We start from the raw sequence: 24,673 nt of genomic DNA on the forward strand, positions 1-24,673 counted from the left end.
GGGTCCTACGCTTTTTTTCATGACCCGATCCGTTCAGGCCCTGGCCTACGCACGCCCGTCGTCCCTGGAGTCCTCGCAGGTGGGGCCCTCCCTCGGTCTGGAGACCGCAGGAGGGCTCACCCCGCGCGGAGCGGAGGCGCACCCGCGGTTCTTCGCGGGCTTCCTCTCCGCTCCGCGCATAGCGGCACGCGGGCTGCTGGCGGTGGCGGACGTGGCTGCCGCCCGCTACTACCAGCGCACGCTGCCCGCCTCGCTGGATCCGGTGGTGACGGGGAACGGCGACCGGTTGCGCTTCGAGTCGTTCTCCGGCTGCTGCGGGGTGTACGCCCGTCTCGATGTGCTCCGGGAAGGGCTGGACGGGCAGGAGACCGGCCACGGAACGACGAATGTGGACGTGAACGCTCCGCTGCGGGAGGCGCTTTCGCGGATCACGGCGGACGATCCGCTGCATCTGCGGGTGGGGCCCGAGGAGATGGCGGTGACCACGCTCGACGGTCCGGTGGTGGAGAAGAAGGTGCCGTTGCCCGACCGGTGGCTGCGCGGTTTCGCGGAGGCTCAGGTCGCCTCGGCGAGGTTCGATCTGCGGGCCGAGCTGACGGCGGCCCAGGCGGTGGCGTTCCTGCGGTCGCTGCCCCGCTCCTCGCCCTCGGGCCGTGCGGCCGCCCGAGGGGCCCGGTGGGTGGTGGCCTCGGGCGGGTCCCTGCGCCCGACGACCCGGCCGGTCCCGGGCTCGGTGTGTCTGCCGGGCCCGGAGCGGCTGGTGGCGTTGCAGCGGGTGCTGCGCGACGCGACGGCCCTGCGGGTGTACGGGCCGGTGGCCGACGGTGCGGCGGCGGCGAGCGCCTGGGAGGTGGTGCTGCCGGGGATGCGGCTCACGTTGACGCTCTCCCCGGACTCCGCGCGCGGGTTCTCGGGCGAGGGCGGCGTGCTGGAGGCGCTGGCCACGGATGACGCGGCGGCCGATGCCGAGCTGGTGTCCGTGCTGCTCGCCTGGGAGCCCCGGATCGAACCGGCCTCGCTGGCCGAGCAGGCGGGGCTGAGCGTGGAGCGGGTGCGGGCCGCGCTGACCCGGCTCGGTACGGCGGGCCGCGTCGGCTACGACCTGGCGGACGCGGCGTACTTCCACCGGGAGCTGCCGTACGACGCGGACCGGGCGGAGCGGCACAATCCGCGTCTGGTGGCCGCCCGCAGGCTGGCCGGTGAGGGTGCGGTGTCGCTCGACGGTTCGCGGGCGACGGTCGCTTCCGGGGACCGTCGCTACCAGGTGCGCGAGAGCGGTTCGGCGTTCACCTGCACCTGTCAGTGGTGGGCGGACTACCGGGGGCGTCGGGGGCCCTGCAAACACGCGCTCGCCGTGCGCATGGTCCGCCGGGGTGCGACGGTCGCGGGAGGCGTGCGATGAACGAGCTGCTCACCGCCGTACGGGCGGGGCGCCACCACGAGGTGCCTCCGCTGGTGCTCGCTCTGGACCGGCCCGGACGCCGGGCCGCGCTCGCCGAGTTGAAGGAGCTGCGCAAGGAGGCGCGGGGCTGGGACTGGCAGCGACGGGACAGGATCCGCAAGGCTCTTCTGGTGGCCGGCGCGGGCTGTCACACCGGTGCGGCGGGGTGCGCCGCCTGGATCGGGGGCCGGGATCTGCGCGGCTGGACCCGTTCTCCGTATCCGTTGATCCTCGCTTCGCTCAAGGACCGCGATCCGGAGTGGCTCGGCGATCTCGCCCACCGGTTCGCGGGGCGCGCGGCCCTCTCCGACGCGGAGTACACCTTCGTCGGCGAGCTGACACGGATCGCCGGAGTCCCGCTCCCCGTCACGGACAACCTGGTGGTGGGCTGGGCGGAGCTGGTCGGCGCGGCCCGTTGGCGCGGCCGGACCCGCCGTCCGCTGACCGACATCCTGCGGGACGACCCGCACACCGCCGTGCTGGCGTCCCGGTTGTTCGAGATGCCGGAGCTGCCGCCGCAGGTCGACTTCCACGACGCGCCGGACTCGCAGGACCACTGGCCCGGGGCGCTGTGCGCACTGGCCGACGACGGGGTGCTGGACCGGGCGCATCTGGTGGAGCGGTGCGTGACCCGGCTGATGCGCGGCGGGAAGTCCGTCGATCAGCGGTTCTTCCTGGCCGTTCTGCTGCGCCTGGGCACGACGGAGGAAGAGGAGGACCGGCATCTGCGGGACTGGACGGCGATGGCGGCGGACGGGATCGCGCCGGTCGCCTCGCACGCCCAGCAGGTGCTCGTACGGCTCGACGCGCGGGGCGTGCTGTCCACCCGGGAGCTGGCGGACGTGTCGGGCGCGGTGCTCTTCCGCCAGGAGAAGAAGCTGGTGCGGGCCCAGCTGACGCTGCTGGGCAAAGCGCTGCGCCGGGACGCCTCGACGGCGGGCGAGCTTCTTCCGGCGGTCGCCGAGGCGTTCGGCCACGAGGCCATCGATGTCCAGGAGCGGGCCCTGAAGCTGGTCGCGCGGTATCTGCCCGGGGCCGAGGACCCGGAGGTGCGGGAGCAGCTGGCCTCCGCCGCCGGGCAGTTGGGCCCGCTGCACCGGGAGTCGGTCGCCGCCCTGTTCGGTGATCTCGTGGTGGAGGCGGCGGCCGGGGCATACGAGGAGTTCCTGCCGCCCGCGCCGGTGCTGCGGCCTCTGGAGCCCGCTCCGGAGACCGTGGCCGAACTCGTCGAGGAGGTGGCCGCCCGGGTGAAGGCGCATGCGTCGGAGCACTGGATCCCGTCGTCGGCCGTCATGGACACCTCGGACGGGATCACCGGCTTCGAGCGGGCGCTCGACGGCCTCGTCCGGCTGGCCCGGACGGACCGGGAGGAGCTGACGGGGGCCTTGCGGGAGGCGCTGGCCGGTGTGCACTTCGTCGAGCACGGCCTGTCTCCGTACATGATCGATCCCCGGTACATCTCGACCTCGCACGGGCTGTCCGTGGTGGCGGCCTCGCTGCTGGGCCTGGTGTCCGAGCGGGACCGGGTCGCATGGCGGGCGAAGACCACCGTGAAGGGTGCGGACGCCTGTGCCCACGCCGCGTTGAACGGGGTGCTGCTCGACCGGGTGTGGGAGGCGGTGGAGGCGATAGCGGCCGGGCGGGCGCCGTTCCTGGTGGCCACGCCGACCTGGCACACCGGGGCGATCGAGGCGGCCGAGCTCGTCGAGCGACTGCGGGCCTACCAGGAGCTCGGCGCCTGTCCGGGCCCCGCCGACTTCGCCCAGGCCCTGCTGCGGGTCCGCCGGAACAGCGGCCCCGAGGGCGCGGCCGCGGCGGCTGCGGCCGAAGCACTGGGCACCGGCGAGGGCGACCGGCTGGCCGCCTGGATCCGTGCCGACGAGCCGGTGGCCCCGGTGCTGCGGCATCCGGCGACCGCCGTCTCCCGTCCGTCGGCGGGCAATTGGTGGCAGCGGACGACGACCGGGGCCCGTCAGGTGCTGCTGGCGACCCGGGAACGGCTGGTGATCCAGCGTGAGTTCCCGGAAGCGTTCCACTGGCTGGGCCGGGCGCAGCTCCCGCACGCCCGGGAGTGCTACCACTGGGGGCCCGAGCGGTCCTCGCACTGGACGGCCACCCTGCCGGAGGATCCGGAGACGCTGGCCGCCTGGCTGCTGCCGGACCTGCTGTTCGCCGCCGACCAGGGGCAGCGGGGAGCCGTGGGGTTCCTGCCGGCGCTGGCCGAGAGTGCGGGCGAGGCGGGTGGAGCGATGCATCTCGCGCTGGCCTACGGACTCGGAGCCCGGCATCCGGAGGACCGGACGGCGGCGGTGGACGCCCTGCTCGTGCTGGCCGCGCGAGGCCGGCTGGACGGTGCGTCGCTCGGGCGGGAGCTGGCGATCCTGGTCGACCGCGACCTGGTGAAGGTGAACCGTACGGCCGACGCGCTCGGCACGGCGGCGGCCACCGGTGCGTACCGGACGGTGCTGACCGTGCTGGCGGCGATGCTGCCCGGTCTCCTGGCGTACGAGAAGACGCCCCGGGGGCTCGGCGACCTGCTGTCGGTGGCGGCCGGGTGCGCCGAGCGCTGCGGTACGGACGGGATCCCGCCGATCGCGGGGCTCGCGGCGACGGCGGGGCGCAAGGGCTCCTCGCAGACGGTCCGCCAGGCCGCCCGCCTGCTCGCCGCGTTCCCCGCCGGGGCGGAGGAGTCCACGCCAGAGGCCACCACCCCGGATGTCCCCGGTCCGATGGCCGTCGGACCTGAAGCTGTCGGACCTGAAGCCGTCGGGCCTGAAGCTGTCGGACCGCAAGCCCTCGGTTCGCAGGCCTCCGATGCGGGGCGGAAGGATCAAGGAATGGCCGGTCTCGGAATCTGACCGAAAGACGACGATAGCGACCAGATCCACACTTAACCCATCAGTCACAAGGCGTTCGTGATCAGGCAACACCGTTCGTTCACAGTGAGGATATGACTGATGTGACCTCTGCGAAGAGCGCCCGCCGTCCGCACCACTGGCGGCGGGACCTGATCGAACTGGCCGCCCTGTTCACCGCCGTGGCCGTGGCCGACGCGATCGCCAACCTGATCGGACACCAGCCGGACGGGCCCTATCTGCTCATGGCGTCGGCGGTGGCGCTGGTGGCCACCGCGGCGTTCCACACCTGGTGGGCGCGACGGCACAGTCACGCTCCCCCGTCCGACGAGGAGGGCGGGGCCGTCGGGGCGGCGGGCGAGGCCGGGAGCAGCGGTACGGGCGAGCTCACCGGGGCCGAGGAGGCCGGGGCCGAGGAGACCGTGCTGTGGCGGATGCGGACGACGGTGCGCGACGCCCCGGGCAGTCTGGCCGCGCTGTGCGTGGCCCTCTCCGGGCTGCGGGTGGACATCCTCACCCTGCAGACCCACCCGCTCGCGCAGGGCACGGTCGACGAGTTCCTGCTGCGGGCCCCGGTCTCGCTCCCGGCGCAGGAGCTGTCCCGGGAGATCGCGGCCGCCGGTGGCGCGTCCACCTGGATCGAGCGGGCGGACGCCCACGATCTGGTCGACACCCCGACCCGGGTGCTCTCGCTGGCCACCAGGACGGCGCTCGACGCGGCCGAGCTGCCGCTCGCCCTGCGCCAGTTGCTCGGCCGGTGCACCATCCACTCGCTGCCCGCCGTCTCCGTCACCGGCCGGGCGACCGGTCAGAGCGCCCCGGTCGAGGGCGTGCTGGAGGAGACGGTGATGCGGCTGCGGGACCCGTCCGGCGGGGCGATCGTCGTCGAGCGGCCCTATCTGCCGTTCACGCCGACCGAGTTCGCCCGTGCCCGGGCACTGGTCGAGCTGGACGCCCGGCTCGGTCCGCGCGTACCGCGCAGCGAGGACGTCCTCACCCTGCCCGAGGGCAACGAGATCACCGTGCGCCGCGCGGACCGCGGCGATCTCGCCGCCGCCCGCGCCATGCACGACCGCTGCTCGCAGCGCACCCTGGGCCTGCGCTACCACGGTCCCGTCAAGGACGCGGACCGCTACCTCGACCATCTGCTGAGCCCCCGCTTCGGCCGCACCCTGGCGGTGCAGACGGCGTCCGGCAAGCTGGTGGCGCTGGGCCACCTCCTGTGGGACGGCGACGAGACCGAGGTCGCGCTCCTCGTCGAGGACGACTGGCAGCGCCGGGGCATCGGCTCCGAGCTGCTCGGCCGGCTGGTGGCCCTCGCCGTGGAGGCGGGCTGCGACAGCGTGTACGCCGTGACCCAGTCCCACAACACCGGCATGGTGGCGGCGATGCGGGCGCTGGAGCTGCCCCTCGACTACCAGATCGAGGAGGGCACCCTCGTCATCACCGCCCGGCTGACGACCGAAGGGGCTGCTCGGCCTTCCGCGCCGGCGGAACAGGCCCGTCGCTGAGGGCCTGGCACAGATCCGCCCACAGGTCCTCGACGTCCTCCAGACCGACCGACATCCGCAGCAGCCGGTCGCCGACGCCGGACGCCCGCCGGTCTCCCTCGTCCACGATGCGGTGGCTGATGGAGGCCGGATGCTGGATCAGCGAGTCCACGCTGCCGAGGCTGACCGCGGGCGTGATGAGCCGCACCCCGGAGATCACCCGGTGCGGGTCCCCGTACACCTCGAAGGAGACCATCGCGCCGCCGATCCGCGGGTAGTGCACCCGGGCGATCCGCGGGTCGGCGGTGAGCCTGCGGACCAGTTCGGCGGCGCTCGTCGAGGCCGCCCGTACGCGTACCGGAAGCGTGGACAGGCCACGCAGCAGCAGATAGCCGGCCAGCGGGTGCAGCACCCCACCGGTGGCGAACCGCACCTGGCGCAGCGTCGCGGCGAACTCCTCGTCGCAGGCGACGACGCCGCCCATGACGTCCCCGTGGCCGCCGAGGTACTTGGTGGCGCTGTGCAGGACGATCCGCGCGCCGTGTTCGACCGGGCGCTGCAGGACGGGGGTGGCGAAGGTGTTGTCGACCAGCAGCGGCACGGATCCGCAGGCGTGGGCGACGGCCCGGATGTCGATCTCGGCCAGCGTCGGGTTGGCCGGTGTCTCGATCATCACGAGCCCGGTGTCCGGGCGGATGGCGTCGGCGATGCCCGCCGGGTCGGTCCAGGTCACCTCGGTGCCCAGCAGCCCGGCGCCGAGCAGATGGTCGCTGCAGCCGTAGAGCGGGCGGACGGCGACGACATGGCGCAGCCCCTGGCTCGCGCGGGCGAGCAGGACCGCGGTGAGCGCGGCCATCCCGCTGGCGAAGGCGACCGCGCTCTCGGCGCCCTCCAGCCGGGCGAGCGCCGTTTCGAAACGGCCCGTGGTCGGGTTGTCCAGCCGGGCGTAGACGGGCGGCCCGTCGGGGCGGGCCCCGGTGGTGGCGAAGTCGTCGATCCGCATCGCCTCGGCGCGCGAGTCGTAGGAGGGGTAGGTGGTGGACAGATCGATCGGCGGGGCGTGCACGCCGAGGGAGGCGAGGTCGTCGCGTCCGGCGTGCACGGCTTCGGTGGCGAGGGCCCTGGACGGGGTGGGAGCAGGGGGCGTCATCGAGACTTCGTTGTCCATGCCGTCACTCTGAACAGTTACCGGTTCGTAGCGACAGAACCCCGTGCTACGTTCGCCGTATGGCTGATTCTGTCGCTCTCGATCCGGTGGATCTGCAGATTCTGCGGCTGTTGCAGAACGATGCGCGGACCACGTACCGCGAGCTCGCGGCCGAGGTCGGTGTGGCCGCTTCGACGTGTCTGGACCGGGTGGCCAGGCTGCGCCGTTCCGGGGTGATCCTCGGGGATCAGCTGCGCCTCGATCCGGCGAAGCTCGGCCGGGGGCTCCAGGCGCTGCTGCTGGTGCAGGTCCGGCCGCACCGCCGGGAGCTCATCGGGCCGTTCGTCGACCGGATCAGGTCGTTGCCGGAGTCGCGGGCGCTGTTCCATCTCACCGGCCCCGACGACTATCTGGTGCAGGTCGCGGTGGCCGACGCGGCGGATCTGCAGCGGCTGGTCCTGGACGAGTTCACCTCGCGCCGGGAGGTGGCCCGGGTGGACACCCGGCTGATCTTCCAGCAGTGGGAGTGCGGTCCGCTGCTTCCGCCCGCCGCGAACTGACCGGCCGGGTTCGGACACCGGGCGGCCCCGGTGATGACGGAAGGGCCGCCGCCGTACGAGGATGTCCGCATGTCAGACACTTCGAGCAGCGCGCTGCCCCGTCAGGTCGCCGACGCCTACGTCGACGCACTCATCGAACTCGACCCCATCACGGGCACCTATCTGGGTGTGCCCGAAAGCTCGCGCCGACTGCCCGACTTCTCACCGGCCGGCCAGGAGGCGTCCGCCGGCCTCCTCCGCGCGACGCTGCGGAAGCTGGACGCCGCCGAGCAACTGCCCGGTGCGGACAGCGATGCCGAGCGGCGCTGCGGACGGCTCCTGCGGGAACGCCTGACGGCGGAACTCGCCGTGCACGAGGCGGAGGAGGGCCTGCGGGCCGTCTCCAACCTGTCGTCGCCCGCCCACAGCATCACCGAGGTATTCACCCTCACGCCGACCGCGACGGACGAGGACTGGGCGGCGGTCGTGGAGCGCCTGCGCGCGGTGCCCGCCGCGTACGAGGGGTACCGCGCCTCGCTCGCGCTCGGTCTGGAGCGCAAGCTGTACGGCGGCCCGCGCGCGACCGCCACCTTCGTCGGGCAGCTCACGGAGTGGGGCGGGGAAGGCGAGGGCGAGGGGTTCTTCGCCGAGTTCGTCGCACCGGGCCCCGCGTCCCTGCGGGCGGAGCTGGACGAGGCCGCCGGGCAGGCGACGGCCTCGGTGCTCGCGCTGCGGGACTGGATGCGTGACGTGTACGCCCCGGCGATCGAGGGCGCCCCGGACCCGGTCGGCCGGGAGCGGTACGCCCGCTGGTCGCGGCTGTACAACGGCACCGACCTGGATCTCGACGAGGCGTACGCGTACGGCTGGTCGGAGTACCACCGGCTGCTCGCCGAGATGAAGACCGAGGCCGAGAAGGTGCTGCCCGGGGCCGGTCCCTGGGAGGCGCTCGCCCACCTCGACGTGCACGGCAAGCACATCGAAGGGGTGGACGAGGTCCGCGACTGGCTCCAGGGCCTGATGGACGAGGCGATCGAGGCGCTGGACGGCACGCACTTCGACCTCGCGGAGCGGGTACGGAAGGTGGAGTCCCGGATCGCCCCGCCCGGCGGGGCCGCCGCGCCGTACTACACCAGCCCCTCCGAGGACTTCTCCCGACCCGGGCGCACCTGGCTGCCCACTATGGGCGAGACCCGCTTCCCGGTGTACGACCTGGTCTCCACCTGGTACCACGAGGGCGTTCCCGGCCATCATCTGCAGCTCGCGCAGTGGACGCACGTCGCCGACACCCTCTCCCGCTACCAGGCCTCGGTCGGCATGGTCAGCGCGAACGCCGAGGGCTGGGCGCTGTACGCGGAGCGGCTGATGGACGAGCTGGGCTTCCTGCCCGACCCGGAGCGGCGGCTCGGCTATCTGGACGCCCAGATGATGCGCGCCTGCCGGGTGATCGTCGACATCGGCATGCACCTGGAGCTGGAGATCCCGGCGGACTCCCCCTTCCACCCGGGCGAGCGCTGGACCCCCGATCTGGCCCAGGAGTTCTTCGGCAACCACAGCGGCCGCCCCGCCGACTTCGTGGAGAGCGAGCTGACCCGCTATCTGTCGATGCCCGGCCAGGCCATCGGCTACAAGCTCGGCGAGCGCGCCTGGCTGCTCGGCCGCGAGAACGCGCGCGCCGCGCACGGCGACGCGTTCGATCTCAAGGCCTGGCACATGGCGGCGCTCTCGCAGGGGTCGCTGGGCCTGGACGATCTGGTGGACGAGCTGTCACGGCTCTGACCGGGCCGGTGGTAGCACGGTCCGAAGTCCCCGTCGACAGAAGACACGGAAGTGAAGGAAGGCAGCCTGTCATGACCGAGCGCGGCGGATTCCTGTTCTGCGCCGACCCGTTGAGGGCGTCGCGGCCCGATCCGCAGTTCGCCGATGACCTCGCGGCGGCACGAGCGGCCGGTGGCCGGATCGCCCTGCTCGATCATGACGCGCTCCTCGCGGGCGACGCGGCCGGGGCGGTGGCCCGGGTCGCGCGGGACTCCGGGCCGTACTGGTACCGCGGCTGGATGATCCCTTCCGGCCGGTACGCGGAGCTGGAGACGGCGCTCGGTGCGCGGGGCTGCTCCCTGCTCACCGACGCCGTTGGCTACCGGCGGGCGCATGAACTCCCCGGCTGGTACGAGGAGTTCGAAGGGCTGACACCGCACAGCGTCTGGCGGGCGGTGGTTCCGGGGGCTTCGCCGCCCGCCGCCGAGGAGCTGGCCGGGCTCGCGGCTCCGCTGGGGCCGGGGCCCGGCATCGTGAAGGACTTCGTGAAGTCCCGCAAACACGAGTGGCACGAGGCCTGTTACGTGCCGGAGCTGGCGGACCGGGAGCGACTGGCGGCCGTGGTGGGCCGGTTCGTGGAGCTGCAGGACACCTTCCTCGCGGGCGGCGTGGTGTTGCGGGCGTTCGAGCCGTTCGTCGCGGGCGGCGAGGCGCGGGTGTGGTGGGTGGACGGGGAGGCGGTGCTCACCACCGCCCACCCGGACACCCCCGACCGGCACCCCGTCCCCGAACTCCCCTCCGTGCGGGAGGCGGTGGGCCGTCTCGGGCTGCGCTGGGTGACCACCGACCTGGCGTTGCGTGAGGACGGGGTGTGGCGGGTGGTGGAGGTCGGCGACGGCCAGGTCAGCGGCCTGCCCGCCGGGGCGGAGGCCGGAGTGCTGTTCGCCGCGCTCGCCGCGGCCGGAGCGCGCTGACCTCTGCCGGCCCCGCCGCCTCAGCAGCCGCAGTCGGCAGCGTCGACCGGTGCGGTGAGCGGGTCGACGCCGCGCCGCTCACCGCCCTCCCCGGTCTCGTAGGCGAACCCTTCGCGCGCCCAGTACTCGAATCCGCCGAGCATCTCCTTGACCCGGTAGCCCAGTTGGGCGAGGGCCAGGGCCGCGCGGGTCGCCCCGTTGCAGCCGGGACCCCAGCAGTACGTGACCACCGGGACGGCCGGGTCCAGCAGGGCGCCCGCCTGCTCGGGGATCAGCGCGGTGGGCAGGTGGACCGCCCCGGGAATGTGCCCCTGGTCCCAGGACGCGGTGGAACGGCTGTCCAGGACGACGAACCCGGGGTCGCCGTCGGCGGCGAGCGCGGAGGCGACGTCGGAGACGTCCGCGTGGAAGGCGAGCGAGGCGCCGAAATAGGCCGCGGCGGCAGCGGGAGAGGCGGGCGCGACGCGCAGGACGGGGTGGTCGGCCGGGGCCGTGGTGTGCGAGGTCATGACCATGAATCTATGACCGCGGACCGGGCCCGAGAAGTGAGATTCCCCGGCACTCCGCTTGATTCACCGGGGCTTTCCCTGTTCTCTCGAAGGGTGACCGACTATTCCCCGGACGCCACCGACTGGCGCATCCTCGATGTCCTCCAGCGCGACGGCCGCGCCACCTTCGCCGAGCTCGCGCGCGCCGTCGCCATGTCCCCGAGCGCCGTGACGGAGCGGGTGCGGCGGCTGGAGGAGCTGGGCGTGATCAGCGGGTACGCGGCGGTGGTGGACGCCGAGCGGCTCGGGCTGCCCATCCTCGCCCTGGTCCGTCTGCGCTACCCGAACGGGAACTACAAACCCTTCCACGATCTCCTGGAGACCACGCCGGAGATCATCGAGGCCCACCACGTCACCGGCGACGACTGCTTCGTCCTCAAGGTCACGGCCCGTTCGATGAGGCATCTGGAGGAGACCACGGGCCGGATCGGCGCACTGGGCTCCGTCACCACCAGCGTCGTGTACTCCTCACCGCTCCCCCGCCGCGCGATCGGCCGCTGAACCGCCCGCGCGGCGGGCTCCGTTCACGCGAGGCGGTGCCGCACCGACGAGCCCTGCCGCTCCTTCACCACTTCCAGGCGGACCGGGATCCGGCGGCGCAGGTCGGCGACATGGCTGACGATGCCGACGCTGCGGTCCCGCTCGCGCAGCGAGTCCAGCACGTCGAGCACCTCGTCCAGCGTCTGGTCGTCCAGGCTGCCGAACCCCTCGTCGATGAAGAGGGTGTCCAGACGTACGCCGCCGGCCTCCTCGGTCACCACGTCGGCGAGGCCCAGCGCGAGGGCCAGCGAGGCGAAGAACGTCTCGCCGCCGGACAGCGTCGCGGTGTCCCGTTCGCTGCCGGTCCAGGCGTCGACCACATGCAGCCCGAGCCCGGCCCGGCGGCCGCCGGTGCGGGCGTCGGAGTGGACCAGGGTGTAGCGGCCGGAGGACATCTGCAGCAGCCGTGCCGTGGCGGCGGCGGCCACCTGTTCGAGGCGCGCGGCCAGGACGTACGCCTCCAGGCGCATCTTGCGTTCGTTGTCGGCGGAGGTGCCCGCCGCCAGACCCGCGAGCCGGGCGATCCGCTCGTACTCCTGGCGCACCGGGCCCAGCCGTCGCACCTCGTCGGCGGCCTCCCGGGAGAGCCGGCTCAGCTCCGCGCAGCGTTCCTCGGCGGCGGCGCGCGCGGAGGACGCCGCGCGCAGCAGCCGCTCCGCCGCCTCGAACCCGCGCTGTGCGGCGGCCGGTTGGGCAGGATCCTGCTCGGCTGCCTCGCGGGCGTCGCGTTCACCACGGCGTTCGGCGACGGCGGCGGCCTCGGCCTGCCAGGCGTCGATACGGTGCTGAAGCTCGCGCTGGGCCGAGGCGTCGAGGAGGGTGGCCGCGGCGGCTTCCGGGGTGTCGAAGCCGGCCCGGAACGCCGCGTCGGACAGCCGGCCGTCGGCTTCCTTGCGCCGCCGGTCCGCCTCCTGTTCGGCGCGTACGGCCTCGGCGGCGTCCGCGAGCAGCGCCACCCGGCGGGTGAGACGTTCCGCGTACGCGGCGACGGACCCGGACTCGCCCCGGACCGCGGCGAGTTCGTCGCGCAGCACGGCCTGCTCACGGTCGAGCGCCTCCCGCCGGGAGGTGCGGGCGGCGGCCCGGCGTTCGGCCTCCTGCCGGAGTTCGAGGCGCTTGAGGTGTTCGCGCTCGGCGGCATCGAGGGCCTCGCGCGCGGCGTGCGTCCCGGCGGCGAGGCGGTGCGCCCCGGCGTGCTCGGTGGTCAACCGCTCGACGAGGTCGCGGAGTTCACCGACGGACGGGCCGGGATCCGGCTCGGTCCCGGCGTCGGCTGCGGCTGCGGCTGCGGCTGACGAAGGCTCCGCGTCCCGTGCCTCGGCGGCGGCCGCCGCGTGGCGTTCGCGGACGAGTCCGAGGGCCTGCTCCGCGCGGGTACGGGCCTCCTCGGCGCGCCGGTGGGCGGTGAGGGCGGCCTCCTCGGTGGCCCGGTCGACATGACCGTCGCCCTCGGTGGCGGGGGCCGGGTGCTCGGCGGAGCCGCAGACCGTGCAGGGCGCGCCCTCGACGAGGCCGGCGGCCAGCTCCGCCGCGATGTCCCGCAGCCGCCGCTCCCGCAGCCCGAGCCAGGTCTCGTGGGCGCCCAGGGCGCGTTCGCGGGCCCCGGCCAGGGCCTCCCGGGCGGTTTCGGCCTCGGCCGCCAGCGCCTCGCGACGGCAGGCGGCGTCCAGTCGGCGGCGGGCCGGGGCGAGGAGTCCGGCGAGCTGTTCGGCGCGGGTCGCGGCCTCCTGGGCCGTCGCGATGCGTTCGCGGAGCCCGGCGTGGACGGTGTCCCAGCCCGCCAGCCAGGCGTCCGCGTCCCGGACGGTCGCGTCGTCGGCGCGGGACTCGCGCTCCAGACGGTCCCGCTCCTCGTCGATCTCCGCGCTGCGCGCCTCGGCCCGGCGGGCCGACTCCAGCCCGCCCAGCTCCTGCCGGAACCGGCGCTCCAGCTCGGAGAGCTGATCGGGTCCCGCGTCGGCCAGGTCGGGCGGCAGCTGCGCCCTGGCCCGGTCGAGGTCGTCGGCCGCCCGCCGGTGGGCGCGCTCCGCCTCCTCGCGCAGGTCCAGTGCGGGGGCGACCCGGTCCGCCGTGCGGGCGCGCTCCAACCGCTCCTGGCAACGGTCGTGTTCGGGGCGCCGCTCCTCCAGCGCCGCCGAGCGTCGCCGGGTCTCCTCGTACCGCCGCTGAAGGCGGTCCCGTTCGCGTTCGGCGTCCAGGGCGTGGCGGGCGGTGCGCTGTCGGCCCTCGGCTGCGGTGACCACCGCGTGGGCGATGTCGAGCCGTTCGCGGGCCGTGGACCGGGCGATCGCCGCCCACTCCAGCACCGCTTCGGCGAGACCCGGTTCGCCGGGCCGGGCGACGATCGGCGTGGCCTCGGCCCCGACGGGTCCGGCCGCCTGCGCGGTGCGCTGGGCGAGGGCGAGGATCCGCTCGTCGGCGGCGGTGACCTTGGCCTCAGCGCCCCGGCGCAGTTCGGCGAGGCGGTCCTCGACGGCGGCGAAGCGGCGGGTGTCGAAGAGCCGGCCGAGGAGCTTGCCGCGGGCCTCGGCGTCCGCGCGCAGGAAGCGGGCGAAGTCGCCCTGCGGCAACAGCACGACCTGGCAGAACTGGTCCCGGCTCATGCCGATGAGCTGGGTCAGCTCCTCCCCGATCTCCTGGTGCGACTTGCTCAGGGCCTGCCAGCCGCGCTCGGGGTCGTAACCGCGCAGCCGGCTCTGGGCCTTCTCCACGGTGAAGCCGTCGCCGCGCTTCTTGGGGCGGGGCTGGGCGGGGCTGCGGGTGACTTCGAGGCGTCGGCCGCCGACGGTCAGCTCCAGCTGGACCTCGGTGGGCAGGTCGGCCGGGGCGTGGTCGCTGCGCAGCGAGGCCCCGGGGCTCTGACGGGCGCCGGGGACGGCTCCGTACAGGGCGAAGCAGACGGCGTCCAGGACGGAGGTCTTGCCCGCGCCGGTGGGTCCGTGGAGCAGGAAGAGCCCGGCGGAGGAGAGGGCGTCGAAGTCGACCTCCTGGGTGGCGCCGAACGGGCCGAAGGCGGTGATGCTCAGGCGGTGCAGTCTCACCGGGACACCTCGCGCACGGTCTCGTCCACCCGTACGTCGTCGAACGCGGCGCGCAGCACGGTGCGTTCGAGGTCGCTCGGGCCGCTGCCGCCGCGCACATGGGCGACGAAGTCCTCGGCGATCTGGTGGTCGTCGCGGCCCTTGAGCCGCTGGGCGTAGGACGCCCCCGGGTCGTCGGGCGGCCGCTCGGGGTCGAAGACGAGGCTGAGGGTGTGCGGGAAGCGCCGGGCGAGGCGGGCCATGGGTTCGGCGGGGCGCACCGGGTCGGTGAGGGTGGCCTCGACCCAGGCGTGCTCGTGGCGGTCCAGGGCGGGGTCCTCCAGGAGGGTGTCGAGCCGGCCGCGGAGCCGGGCGAGGGGCCGCTCCACGGGGCAGTCGATCCGTTCCTCGGCGGCGATGTCCCCGTCGGCGTCGAGGTCGATGAGCCACATGGTCTTGCGGTGGTCGGCCTCGGAGAAGGAGTAGGCGAGCGGCGAGCCGGAGTAGCGGACGCGGTCGGTGACCCGCTGGGAGCCGTGGAGATGGCCGAGGGCCGCGTAGTCGACGCCGTCGAAGACCCCGGCGGGGACGGCGGCGACCCCGCCGACGGTGATGTCGCGTTCGCTGTCGCTGGGCTCGCCGCCCGCCACGAAGGCGTGCGCGAGGACGACGGAGCGGGTTCCGGCGGGGCGGGTGGCGAGGTCGGCGCGGACCCGGTCCATGGCGGCGGCGAGGACCGCCTCGTGGCCGGCCTTGGCGGCCCGGAGGACGTCCTTGACCAGCGCGGGCTCCAGATAGGGCAGCCCGTAGAACGCCACGTCGCCGTGGGCGTCGGCGAGCACGACGGGGGTGGCGCAGCCCTCGGGGTCGGTGCGCAGATGGATCCCGGCCCGGTCGAGGAGCCCGGCGCCGACGCCGAGCCGGCGGGCCGAGTCGTGGTTGCCGGAGATCATCACGGTCGGGACGCCGGCCTCGGCGAGCCGGTGCAGCGCGCGGTCGAACAGCTCGACGGCGGTGAGCGGCGGGACCGCCCGGTCGTAGACGTCGCCCGCGACGAGGACGACGTCCACCTCGCGTTCCCGGACGGTCGCCACGAGGTGGTCGAGGTAGGCGGCCTGGGCCTCCAGAAGAGAGACGCGGTGGAAGGACCGGCCCAGGTGCCAGTCCGAGGTGTGCAGGATCCTCACGCCATCACTCCGCCGGTTCCGGCCTGCATCGTCGTCGTCCTCCACCCCGTGGGCCGCGCACCGGCGGCCCGTGATCCCGCTGTCGGCACGGACCACGCTAACGCCGCCGGGCCGCCGAACCCGCATCGATCATGTTTTTGGCCCCCGTGGGATTGCCCTCACCTCACGAGGTTCACGCGGTTCACGCGCGGTTCACGCGGTCGCGTCCCCGTACGCCTCGCCGCCCAGCTCCAGCGTCGCGGTCCCCGCGGTCGCGTCGGCCAGCCAGGCGGTGAACGCCTCGACGTCGGCGTCCGGCAGCCCGATCTCGATGGTGACGGCCTCGGCGTACCGCACCTCGCGGACATCCCGACCGGTGGCCCGCAGGTCGTTCTCCAGCTTTCCGGCCCGCTGGTGGTCGACGTGGACCGTGGCGAGCCGGAAGCGCTGCCGGGTGATGGTGCCGAGCGCGTCGAGAGCTTCGCCGACCACTCCCCCGTACGCCCGGATCAGCCCGCCCGCCCCGAGCTTGACCCCGCCGTAGTAGCGGGTGACGACCGCCACGGCGTACCGCACCTCGCGTCGCGTGAGCATCTGAAGCATTGGGACGCCCGCGGTGCCGCCGGGTTCGCCGTCGTCGCTCGCCTTCTGCACGGAGGCGTCGGCGCCGATCACGTACGCGAAGCAGTTGTGGGTGGCGGTCGGGTGCTCCTTGCGGACGCGGGCGATGAAGTCCTGCGCCTCCTGTTCGGTGGCGGCGGGGGCGAGGGAGCAGAGGAAACGCGATCGGTTGATCTCGCTCTCGTGCACACCCGCGCGGGCGACGGTCCGGTACTGCTCCTGCATCCGTCCACCCTATGTCCCGCCCGGGCCGGCCCGTTCCGGCGGGAATCGGGAGCGCGGGAATGGCGAGGCGGGGAGCGCCGGTTGTCCCGGCATGAGCGCAGACGAGACGTACACGGACGGCGGCCACACCTACGCGGACGCCGCGACGATCAGGCGGATCCTTCGGGACTCGGGCCACACCTGGGCGGTGGTGGGCCTGTCCGGCAACCGTTCCCGGGCGGCCTACGGGGTGGCGGAGGTCCTTCAGCGGTTCGGCAAGCGGGTGGTGCCGGTGCACCCGAAGGCCGAGACGGTCCACGGGGAGCAGGGGTACGCCTCGCTCGCGGACATCCCCTTCCCGGTCGACGTGGTGGACGTGTTCGTCAACAGCGAGCTGGCGGGCGGGGTCGCGGACGAGGCGGTGGCGGTGGGGGCGAAGGCGGTGTGGTTCCAGCTCGGCGTGGTGGACCCGGACGCGTACGAACGGACGCGCGCGGCGGGGCTGGACATGGTGATGGACCGGTGCCCCGCCATCGAGATCCCGCAGCTGGGCGGGCGCGCCTGAGCGGTCCGGGTGTGGGAGACGCCCCGGGACGGGAAGAATCCCCGCCGTGAACGACGTGAACGACGGAACGACGACGTGAACGGTGTGAGCGGCATGAGCGGCGTACACGACCGGACTGACGCACCGGACGCACCGGACGCACCCGATGCGCTCGACGAGGACCGGGCGACGGCCGCTCTGACCGCGCTCGGCGTACGGCCCGCCGATGTGCTCCTGGTGCACGCCTCGATGCGGTCACTGGGGCCGGTGGAGGGCTCGGAGGGCGGGGCCCGGGCCGTGCTGGGCGCGCTGCGACGGGCCGTCGGGCCGGAGGGGACGGTGGTGGTGCCCGCCTTCACCCCGGAGAACTCCGACACCTCCCCGCACTACCGCGCCCGGGTGCGGGGCCTGGACGCCGTGTCGGTCGACGCCGTGCGCGCCGCGATGGAGCCGTACGACCCGGCGGTGACCCCGGCCCCGTCGATGGGCGCGCTGGCGGAGACCGTACGGACGGCGGCGGGGGCCGGGCGCAGCGCGCATCCGCAGACCTCGTTCGCCGCGCTCGGCCCCGGGGCCGGGCCGTTGCTCGCCGGGCACCGGGCCGACTGCCATCTCGGGGAGGACTCGCCGCTGGCCCGGCTGTACGAGGCGGATGCCCGGATCCTGCTGCTCGGCACCGGCTACGCCACGTGTACGGCGTTCCACCTGGGCGAGTACCGGATGGACCGCCCGCCGCGCCGGAGCTACCGCTGTGTGGTGACGGCGCGAGGGGTCCGGCGGTGGTGGGAGTACGAGGATGTCGCCCTGGACGACGGGGACTTCGCCGCCCTGGGCGCGGCGTTCGAGGAGTCCGCCGCAGAGGGTGACGTACGGATCGGACGTGTGGGTGCGGCGGCCTGCCGGCTCGTCCGGCTGCGCCCGGCCGTCGATTTCGCCACGGCCTGGCTCACGGAGAACCGGGCGGCGGCGGTGCGCTGAGGCCGCCCGGGGCGGCGGAGCTCAGACGCCGAGACCCTCGACCACGACGGCGCCCGGGAGAGCGGCGAGCGCCTTGCCGGGGACGATGAGCTTGCCGCGTCGGCGGCCGCTGCCGATCAGGACCCATTCCTCGTCCACCACGGCCGGGTCCAGCAGGAGGGGCCAGGCGGCGGGCAGGCCGATCGGGGTGATGCCGCCGTACTCCATGCCGCTCTCGCCGACCGCCGTGTCCATCGACGCGAAGGAGGCCTTGCGGGCGCCGAGGTGCTTGCGGACCGCGCCGTTGACGTCGACCCGGGTGCGGGAGAGCACCACGCAGGCGGCGAGCGTGACGTCCTGGCCGCGCTTGCCCGCCACCACGACACAGTTGGCCGAGGTGTCCAGCAGGTCCGCGCCGTAGTGCTCGACGAAGACCGCGGTGTCGGCGACGGCCGGGTCGCTGTCGACGTGGACGACCTGCCCGGCGGTGAACTCGCCCCAGCCCGCGGTCAGGGCCGCGACGACCGGGTCGGGGAGCAGGTCGAGCCGTTCCGCAGCGGGAGCGGCGTCCTCGAAGGTGCCGATGGGTGCGCGCATGGCGCTCACGCTAACAGCGGCCGGCGTGAGGGCGGCCGGGCGTCTCAGCGGACGGGCGGGATGGCGACGGCCATGGTGAACACGGCGGGTTCGTCGCCCTCGTTGCGGTAGCCGTGCGGCACATGCGCCTCGAAGGTGGCGGAGGTGGTGGAGGGGACGAGGTGGGTGCGGCCGTCGACGAGGAGGGTCAGTTCGCCCTCGGTGACATGGAGGAGTTCGACGGTGCCCTCGGGGTGCGGGTCGGAGGTGCTGCCCTCGCCGGGCATCAGCCGACAGGTCCACAGTTCCAGCGGGCCCCGCGCCTCGGTGCCGACGAGCAGGGTGGTGGAGCTGCCCGCGTCGGTGGACCACATGCGGACGGCCTGGCTCTCCGGGACCAGCCGGACCTGGGTGCCCTGCTCGTGGTCGAGGAGGGTGGTGATGCTGACGCCGAGCGCGTCGGCCAGTTTGACCGTGGTGCCGACGCTCGGGTTGGTGCGCGCCTGCTCGATCTGGATGATCATCCCCCGGCTCACTCCGGCGCGGGCCGCGAGGGCGTCGAGGGTGAAGCCGCGCTCCCCGCGCCAGCGCTTGAGGTTGCGGGCCAGCGACTGGGTGAGCTGGTCGAGGTCGGACACGTACCGTCCCTGCGGTGGATGGCGGAGTGCGGGTGGCCGGCGCGGGCGGCCGGTGCGGTGACCGGGTCGCGTACGGCGGATGCCGTGGTCAAGAATATTGCACTGCCGTACGGTGCACCGCCGCGTCCATCCGGTTGTACCGCCGTACGGTGACCGCCGCCGCGTCCGGCCGGTGGTCGTACCGCCGGTGCTCGCACCGCCACCACCGCGCTACGAGGTCTCGCGCGCCTCGTCCATATCGGCGAGGGCCAGCAGCTGCTCGGGCGTGACGCCCTCGGGGATCGGCACGGGCGCGGGCGTACGCAGCGGCGGCTGCCAGCCCTTCTCCGGGTCCCAGCTGCGCACGACCCGGGCGGGGGCCCCGGCGACCACCGCGTGGTCGGCGACCTCGCCCCGGACGACCGCGCCCGCCGCGACCACCACGTTCCGGCCGAGCCGGGCCCCGGGGAGGATCACCGCGCCGGTGCCGATCCAGCAGCCGGGGCCGATCGCCACCGGTTCCATCCGGGGCCACTGCTTGCCCACGGGCTCGTGCGGGTCGTCGTAGCTGTGGTTCGTGGAGGTGATGTAGACGTACGGGCCGCAGTACGTGTCGGAGCCGATGCTCACCGTCGTGTCCGCGATCACATGGCTGCCGCGCCCCAGCACCACGCCGTCGCCCAGGGTGAGGATGGGCTCGGGCCCCAGGTCCAGGTCCGGCATCATCCCGGCGGTGAGCGTGACCTGCTCGCCGATGATGCAGTGCGCGCCGAGCTCGATCCACGGCTCCCCGAACACGGTCCCCTGCGGGAAGGCGAGGCGGGTGCCCTCGCCGATCGCGCCGAACCGCAGCCGCCCGGGGTGCTCGGCGGTCACCGCGCCCGCCCGCTGTGCCCAGGTCCAGCCGTGGTGGACCGCGCGGGAGGCGGCGCGGCGCGGCCAGCGGGCGAGGAAGGAGAACGTGTTTCGGTTCTTCGGCACGCGCTCACGGTAGTCGGCGGCGCGGTGGGCGATCCGCGCGGTGACCTGTGATGTTCACCCCACTGCGCGGTGGGCGCCGGGAGCCGTCGCCTACCGTGGGGCGGAGGACCACACCGGCACGAAGGAGCAGGCGATGGCGGAGCAGGCGTTGATCACGGGCATGGGCGGCAAGGAGCCGGACATCGACGTGGACGCGTTCGTGGCCCCGACCTCCGTGGTCATCGGCGAGGTGACGCTCGCCCCGGGCTCCAGCGTCTGGTACCAGGCCGTGCTGCGGGCCGACTGCGGTCCCATCACGCTCGGCCCCGACAGCAACATCCAGGACAACTGCAGCGTCCACACCGACCCCGGCTTCCCGCTCACCGTGGGCGCGCGGGTCTCGGTCGGCCACAACGCGGTGCTGCACGGCTGCGTGATCGAGGACGACGTACTGGTGGGCATGGGCGCCACGGTGCTCAACGGCGCGCACATCGGCGCGGGTTCGCTGGTCGCCGCACAGGCCCTCGTACCGCAGGGGATGCGGGTGCCGCCGGGCTCGCTCGTCGCCGGGGTGCCCGCGAAGGTGAAGCGGCCGCTGACCGCCGAGGAGTTGGAGGGCATCCGCTTCAACGCGGCCGGTTACGTGGAGCTGGCGAAGGCCCACCGCGAGGCGCACGGCGGCTGACGGCCGCACCCGGCAGGCAGCGAAGCGGGCCGCAGACCGTCCCCGAGCGGGGAGGGGCCGCGGCCCGCTTCACTTGCGTACGGCAGTGGCGCTTGCCTCACGGCGATGGCGCCCGCGCACGGCGGGGGTCAGCCGTTGGGGCGCAGGGTCCACACAACGGTCATCTCGCCGGTGACCGCACCGTCGGCGCGCTGGATCTCGATGGCGACGGGGAATTCCGGCCGCTGTCCGGCGTCCAGCTCGGCGACGACGTCGGCGATGGGGCGGCCGAGGGTCGCGGTCGCCGTGACCTCGCCCATGGCGAGCTTCTTGTAGCCGATCTCGGCCTTCACGGCGAGCGGCACGGCGCGCGACATCTGGTCGCCGAAGGCGGCGATAACGATCGCGCCGCTGGCGGACTCGGCGAGCGTGAACATCGCTCCGGCGTGGGGTCCGCCGACGTGATTGTGGTAATCCGCCTGGTCGGGCAGCCGGACGACGGCGCGCTCCGGGGTGGTCTCCAGGAATTCGAGGTTGAGGGTCCGGGCCATCGGAACCGTCGCGACGAGCATCTCGCCCACGGTCATCTGTTCAGCGCTCATACCCGAAGGTTACTCACCAGTAGAACCGTTTGGCCATCCCCTTGTGACGGCTCTGGGACAGGGCGGCCGTAGAAGTGGGCGCACGGCCCATCTATGGTTACTGGCCATGTGGCCAGGAACGCAGCCGCCCGGGGGCGAGCAGAACCCGCAGGACCAGAATCAGAACCCGTACCAGCAGCCGGGGTACCAGCAGCCGAATCCCTATCAGCAACCGGGATATCCGCCGCAGGGCCAGCCGGGGCAGCCCACCGAGCCGGGCTACGGGTACCCGCAGGGCCCGCCGACCGGCGGGCAGCCGGGCTATCAGCAGCCCAATCCCTACCAGCAGCCGACCGTGCCGCAGTACGCCGTCACGAGTCCGCCCGGCGCGCCGAAGCCCGGCGACGACAAGAAGAAGACGACGATCGTGGCGATCGTCGCGGCGACCGCGGTCGTGATCGCGGCGGGCGTCACCGGTTTCCTCGTGCTCGGCAAGGACGACGACGACGGCAAGAACGTCGCCGAAGGCAAGAAGTCCGCGTCGCCGAGCGCCAAGCCCAGCGAATCGGCCACCGGCTCCGCGCCGCCCGCGGAGAACCCGCGTGGCTCCGAAAGCGACCCCAAGCCGGTCATTCCGGGCTGGAAGGTCGTCACCAACCCCAAGTGGGGCACGCAGTTCGACGTTCCCGGTGACTGGGAGGTCGCGAGCTCGGGAATGTTCTCCGGGTTCGAGGACGCCAAGAAGCCCGACGGCCCGCCGGTCGCCGGCTTCTCCGCGCCCGCCTACTACAAGAGCAAGTGGTGCGTCGACGACTCCGACGGCGACGGCAGCGAGGAGGACACCGGGCTCGCCGGCGTCGGGACGAAGGGCGCCCAGGGCGCCAAGAACACCGACGAGGCCGCGACGAACGAGGCCGCCAACTGGGTGTGGGCCGCCTACGCCCAGCTCGACCCGAAGTCCAAGGTCAAGATCGGCAAGGCCAAGCCCTTCACCACCGAGTCGGGCCTCTCCGGCAGCGTCGTGCAGGCCACCGCCCTGGAGCTGGCCAACAAGGACAAGTGCGACAGCGACGGCAAGTCGATCGCCTTCTCCTTCAAGAACTCCAAGGGCGACTTCTCGACCTGGGTCCTCTACGCCGCCGCCGGCGTCAAGGACGAGCTTCCGGACACGACCATCCAGAAGATCCTGAGCACGGTCCGCCTCGCGGGTGATCCCACGGGCTGATCCGCCCCGCGTCACGTTCCCCCGGCCGCCTCGCCCCAACCGCCCGACGGGGCCCTCAGCCGACGCTGAAGGCCCCGTCGGGCGGTTCGGGCGAGGCGACCGCGTCCGCGTCCACCACCGGGCGGGCCCCGCCGAGGAAGCGGGTCAGCGCCGCGCCGTGGGTGACCCGGGCCGGAAACGCGTCGGCGGCGCAGCCGCGGACGAGCGGGTCCACGTCGATCGGCGCGTGCGAGGCGAGGAGCACGACGTTGCCGAAGCGCCGCCCGCGCAGCACCGCCGGTTCCCCGATCAGCGCGAGTTCCGGGAAGACCGCGGCGAAGTTCGCCAGCTGGGAGCGGAGGAAGGCGAAGGGCGCGCTGTCGGCCAGGTTGGCCGCGTAGACGCCATCCTCGCGCAGCGCCCGGCCGGCAGCCCGCGCGTACTCGACGGAGGTCAGGTGCGCCGGAACCCGCGAGCCGCCGAAGACGTCCGCGATCAGCAGATCGACGGAGGCGGGGGCCGTCGCCTCCAGCCGTTGCCGGGCGTCGGCCGCGTGCAGGGCGACACCGCTTTCGTCGGGCAGCGGCAGATGTTCCCGGACCAGCCGCAGCAGTGCGCGGTCCGCCTCCACGACGTCCTGCCGTGAGCCGGGGCGGGTCACCGCCACATAGCGGGGCAGGGTCAGCGCCCCGCCGCCGAGGTGCAGGACGTCCAGGGGCGCGCCCGGCTCCGCCGCGCCGTCCACGACGTGGGCGAGCCTGCGTACGTACTCGAACTCCAGGTAGGACGGGTCGTCGAGGTCGACGTAGGACTGGGGCGCGTCGTCGACCGTGAGCAGCCAGGCCCGGTCGCGGTCCACGTCGGGCAGCAGCCGGGCGGTGCCGCAGTCGACCTCGCGGATGACGGGTATCGGCTCGTTCACCTCTCCATTGTCGCCTGCCCCGCGGTGCGGCCCGCCACCCCGGACGAGGGGTGACGGGCCGCGGTGGAGCTCAGAGCAGCTCGGTGACCGTACCCGCGCCGACCGTGCGACCGCCCTCGCGGATCGCGAAGCCGAGGCCGGACTCCAGCGGTACGTCACGGCCCAGCTCCACGGTCATCGTGACCGTGTCGCCGGGGCGCGCGACGGCCGCCTCGCCGAGGTCGACATCGCCGACGACGTCCGCCGTACGGATGTAGAACTGCGGCCGGTAGCCGGTGGCGACCGGGGTCGACCGGCCGCCCTCCTTCGTCGACAGCACGTACACCTGCGCGGTGAACCGGCGGCTGGGCGTGACGCTGCCCGGCGCGGCCACGACATGGCCGCGGCGGACCCGGTCGCGCTCCACCCCGCGCAGCAGCAGCGCCACGTTGTCCCCGGCCTCGGCGGACTCCATCGGCTTGCCGAAGGTCTCCAGGCCGGTGACGACCGTCTCGACGTCCGCGCCCAGCACCTGGACCCGGTCGCCGACGCGGACGGTGCCGCGCTCGACCGCGCCGGTGACGACGGTGCCCCGGCCGGTGATGGTCAGGACGTTCTCGACGGACAGCAGGAACGGCGCGTCGGTGTAGCGCACCGGCATCGGTACGTACGTGTCGACGGCGTCCAGCAGCCCTTCGATCGCCGCCGTCCACCGCGGGTCGCCCTCCAGCGCCTTGAGCCCGGAGACCCGGACCACGGGGACGGTGTCGCCGCCGTACCCGTGCGCGGAGAGCAGCTCGCGGACCTCCAGCTCGACCAGGTCGGTCAGCTCGGGGTCGCCCGCGTCGGCCTTGTTGAGGGCGACGACGATGTGGTCGACGCCCACTTGACGGGCCAGCAGGACGTGCTCGGCGGTCTGCGGCATGATCCCGTCGAGCGCGGAGACGACGAGGATCGCCCCGTCGAGCTGCGCCGCTCCCGTGACCATGTTCTTGATGTAGTCGGCGTGTCCGGGCATGTCGACGTGGGCGTAGTGGCGGGTGTCGGTCTCGTACTCGACGTGCGCGATGTTGATGGTGATGCCGCGCTGGGCCTCCTCGGGGGCCCGGTCGATCCGGTCGAAGGACACGTAGGAGGTGGAGCTGCCGCCGCGCTCGCTGAGGACCTTGGTGATGGCGGCGGTGAGGGTGGTCTTGCCGTGGTCGACGTGGCCCATGGTGCCGATGTTGAGGTGCGGCTTGGTGCGCACGTAAGCCGTCTTGGACATGGCTCGTTCCTTCGGAGAACTCGAAGCTGAGAAAGGATTGAAGACCCCAGGGCCCCGCCGACCCTCCCCTTGCGGGGTCCGCCGGACTGTCGGGGGAGG

The 24,673-nt window shown here is 73.7% G+C and carries 22 protein-coding genes; 11 read left to right on the forward strand and 11 right to left on the reverse strand.

The genetic code is table 11. From position 1 onward, the window contains the following. Positions 1–19: 19 nt before the first annotated feature. The 3 genes from KV381_RS04050 (at position 20) to KV381_RS04060 (ending at position 5,807) form a co-directional block, all read left to right on the forward strand. Complete coding sequence (locus KV381_RS04050) at positions 20–1,402, forward strand: SWIM zinc finger family protein (protein WP_030081259.1); 1,383 nt, start codon at positions 20–22, stop codon at positions 1,400–1,402. Further along, positions 1,399–4,299: a DUF6493 family protein gene (locus KV381_RS04055; RefSeq protein ID WP_256995015.1), complete on the forward strand. Its 2,901-nt coding sequence runs from the start codon at positions 1,399–1,401 to the stop codon at positions 4,297–4,299. The genes KV381_RS04050 and KV381_RS04055 overlap by 4 nt, the downstream gene beginning before the upstream one ends. Before the next feature lie 101 nt (positions 4,300–4,400). Further along, positions 4,401–5,807: a GNAT family N-acetyltransferase gene (locus KV381_RS04060; RefSeq protein WP_218787174.1), complete on the forward strand. Its 1,407-nt coding sequence runs from the start codon at positions 4,401–4,403 to the stop codon at positions 5,805–5,807. Here the strand turns inward: KV381_RS04060 and KV381_RS04065 are convergent. Beyond that, positions 5,740–6,954 (reverse strand): PLP-dependent aspartate aminotransferase family protein, encoded by a 1,215-nt coding sequence (locus tag KV381_RS04065; RefSeq protein WP_103536384.1) that lies wholly within the window; start codon positions 6,952–6,954, stop codon positions 5,740–5,742. The two genes, KV381_RS04060 and KV381_RS04065, sit on opposite strands and share 68 nt — an antisense overlap. Before the next feature lie 59 nt (positions 6,955–7,013). Between KV381_RS04065 and KV381_RS04070 the strand changes: the two genes are divergently transcribed. The 3 genes from KV381_RS04070 to KV381_RS04080 all read left to right on the forward strand — a co-directional run bounded on the left by KV381_RS04070 (position 7,014) and on the right by KV381_RS04080 (position 10,204). Then, positions 7,014–7,493, forward strand: a complete 480-nt coding sequence (locus KV381_RS04070; RefSeq protein WP_030081252.1) for an Lrp/AsnC family transcriptional regulator — start codon at positions 7,014–7,016, stop codon at positions 7,491–7,493. A 69-nt stretch (positions 7,494–7,562) separates the two neighbouring features. Further along, positions 7,563–9,251 carry a DUF885 domain-containing protein gene (locus KV381_RS04075; protein WP_218784609.1) on the forward strand — a complete coding sequence of 563 codons (1,689 nt, stop codon included), beginning with the start codon at positions 7,563–7,565 and terminating at the stop codon, positions 9,249–9,251. 71 nt (positions 9,252–9,322) lie between these two features. Further along, positions 9,323–10,204, forward strand: a complete 882-nt coding sequence (locus KV381_RS04080; RefSeq protein ID WP_218784612.1) for an ATP-grasp domain-containing protein — start codon at positions 9,323–9,325, stop codon at positions 10,202–10,204. Positions 10,205–10,224: 20 nt separating this feature from the next. Here the strand turns inward: KV381_RS04080 and KV381_RS04085 are convergent, their stop codons facing one another. Next, on the reverse strand, positions 10,225–10,719 hold the full coding sequence (locus KV381_RS04085; RefSeq protein ID WP_030081246.1) for a rhodanese-like domain-containing protein: 495 nt from the start codon (positions 10,717–10,719) through the stop codon (positions 10,225–10,227). Positions 10,720–10,806: 87 nt separating this feature from the next. Between KV381_RS04085 and KV381_RS04090 the strand changes: the two genes are divergently transcribed. After that, entirely contained in the window at positions 10,807–11,253 is a 447-nt protein-coding gene (locus KV381_RS04090) for an Lrp/AsnC family transcriptional regulator (protein WP_103536383.1), read from the forward strand. 23 nt (positions 11,254–11,276) lie between these two features. Here KV381_RS04090 and KV381_RS04095 read toward each other — a convergent pair whose 3' ends face one another. The 3 genes from KV381_RS04095 to KV381_RS04105 all read right to left on the reverse strand — a co-directional run bounded on the left by KV381_RS04095 (position 11,277) and on the right by KV381_RS04105 (position 16,324). Beyond that, positions 11,277–14,333, reverse strand: a complete 3,057-nt coding sequence (locus KV381_RS04095) for an AAA family ATPase (RefSeq protein WP_218784613.1) — start codon at positions 14,331–14,333, stop codon at positions 11,277–11,279. Then, positions 14,330–15,499: an exonuclease SbcCD subunit D gene (locus KV381_RS04100; protein ID WP_030623884.1), complete on the reverse strand. Its 1,170-nt coding sequence runs from the start codon at positions 15,497–15,499 to the stop codon at positions 14,330–14,332. Before KV381_RS04100 ends, KV381_RS04095 begins: the two co-directional genes overlap by 4 nt. Positions 15,500–15,691: 192 nt before the next feature. After that, on the reverse strand, positions 15,692–16,324 hold the full coding sequence (locus KV381_RS04105; protein ID WP_103538325.1) for a YigZ family protein: 633 nt from the start codon (positions 16,322–16,324) through the stop codon (positions 15,692–15,694). A 91-nt stretch (positions 16,325–16,415) separates the two neighbouring features. Here KV381_RS04105 and KV381_RS04110 point away from each other — a divergent pair, with 91 nt between their 5' ends. Further along, positions 16,416–16,868: a CoA-binding protein gene (locus KV381_RS04110; RefSeq protein ID WP_218784615.1), complete on the forward strand. Its 453-nt coding sequence runs from the start codon at positions 16,416–16,418 to the stop codon at positions 16,866–16,868. A gap of 93 nt (positions 16,869–16,961) precedes the next feature. After that, a complete protein-coding gene (locus KV381_RS04115) occupies positions 16,962–17,825 on the forward strand; it encodes an aminoglycoside N(3)-acetyltransferase (protein ID WP_218784617.1) in 864 nt (287 codons plus the stop codon). A gap of 21 nt (positions 17,826–17,846) precedes the next feature. Here KV381_RS04115 and KV381_RS04120 read toward each other — a convergent pair whose 3' ends face one another. The 3 genes from KV381_RS04120 to KV381_RS04130 all read right to left on the reverse strand — a co-directional run bounded on the left by KV381_RS04120 (position 17,847) and on the right by KV381_RS04130 (position 19,978). After that, positions 17,847–18,401, reverse strand: a complete 555-nt coding sequence (locus KV381_RS04120; RefSeq protein ID WP_030623876.1) for a YbaK/EbsC family protein — start codon at positions 18,399–18,401, stop codon at positions 17,847–17,849. 44 nt (positions 18,402–18,445) lie between these two features. Next, positions 18,446–19,018, reverse strand: coding sequence for a helix-turn-helix domain-containing protein (locus KV381_RS04125; RefSeq protein ID WP_218784619.1), 573 nt, complete (start codon positions 19,016–19,018; stop codon positions 18,446–18,448). A gap of 210 nt (positions 19,019–19,228) precedes the next feature. Continuing rightward, complete coding sequence (locus KV381_RS04130; RefSeq protein WP_030081229.1) at positions 19,229–19,978, reverse strand: acyltransferase; 750 nt, start codon at positions 19,976–19,978, stop codon at positions 19,229–19,231. Between the two features lie 133 nt (positions 19,979–20,111). Here KV381_RS04130 and KV381_RS04135 point away from each other — a divergent pair, with 133 nt between their 5' ends. After that, the gene (locus KV381_RS04135) at positions 20,112–20,642 is read left to right on the forward strand and encodes a gamma carbonic anhydrase family protein (RefSeq protein ID WP_007453770.1); all 531 of its coding nucleotides are present in this window, start codon (positions 20,112–20,114) and stop codon (positions 20,640–20,642) included. Positions 20,643–20,770: 128 nt separating this feature from the next. On the opposite strand, the gene KV381_RS04140 is transcribed toward KV381_RS04135, so the two are convergent. Further along, positions 20,771–21,208 carry a DUF4442 domain-containing protein gene (locus tag KV381_RS04140; RefSeq protein ID WP_030081225.1) on the reverse strand — a complete coding sequence of 146 codons (438 nt, stop codon included), beginning with the start codon at positions 21,206–21,208 and terminating at the stop codon, positions 20,771–20,773. 121 nt (positions 21,209–21,329) lie between these two features. Here KV381_RS04140 and KV381_RS04145 point away from each other — a divergent pair, with 121 nt between their 5' ends. Beyond that, positions 21,330–22,427: a hypothetical protein gene (locus tag KV381_RS04145; RefSeq protein ID WP_086779258.1), complete on the forward strand. Its 1,098-nt coding sequence runs from the start codon at positions 21,330–21,332 to the stop codon at positions 22,425–22,427. 55 nt (positions 22,428–22,482) lie between these two features. On the opposite strand, the gene KV381_RS04150 is transcribed toward KV381_RS04145, so the two are convergent. Together KV381_RS04150 and tuf are read right to left on the reverse strand one after the other, a co-directional pair. Continuing rightward, on the reverse strand, positions 22,483–23,328 hold the full coding sequence (locus KV381_RS04150) for a spermidine synthase (protein WP_218784621.1): 846 nt from the start codon (positions 23,326–23,328) through the stop codon (positions 22,483–22,485). A gap of 70 nt (positions 23,329–23,398) precedes the next feature. Further along, positions 23,399–24,574, reverse strand: a complete 1,176-nt coding sequence (gene tuf / locus KV381_RS04155) for an elongation factor Tu (protein WP_086779256.1) — start codon at positions 24,572–24,574, stop codon at positions 23,399–23,401. Positions 24,575–24,673 lie beyond the last annotated feature (99 nt).

The organism is Streptomyces sp. WY228, assembly GCF_019287315.1.
In the GTDB taxonomy this organism is placed as follows: domain Bacteria; phylum Actinomycetota; class Actinomycetes; order Streptomycetales; family Streptomycetaceae; genus Streptomyces; species Streptomyces caviscabies.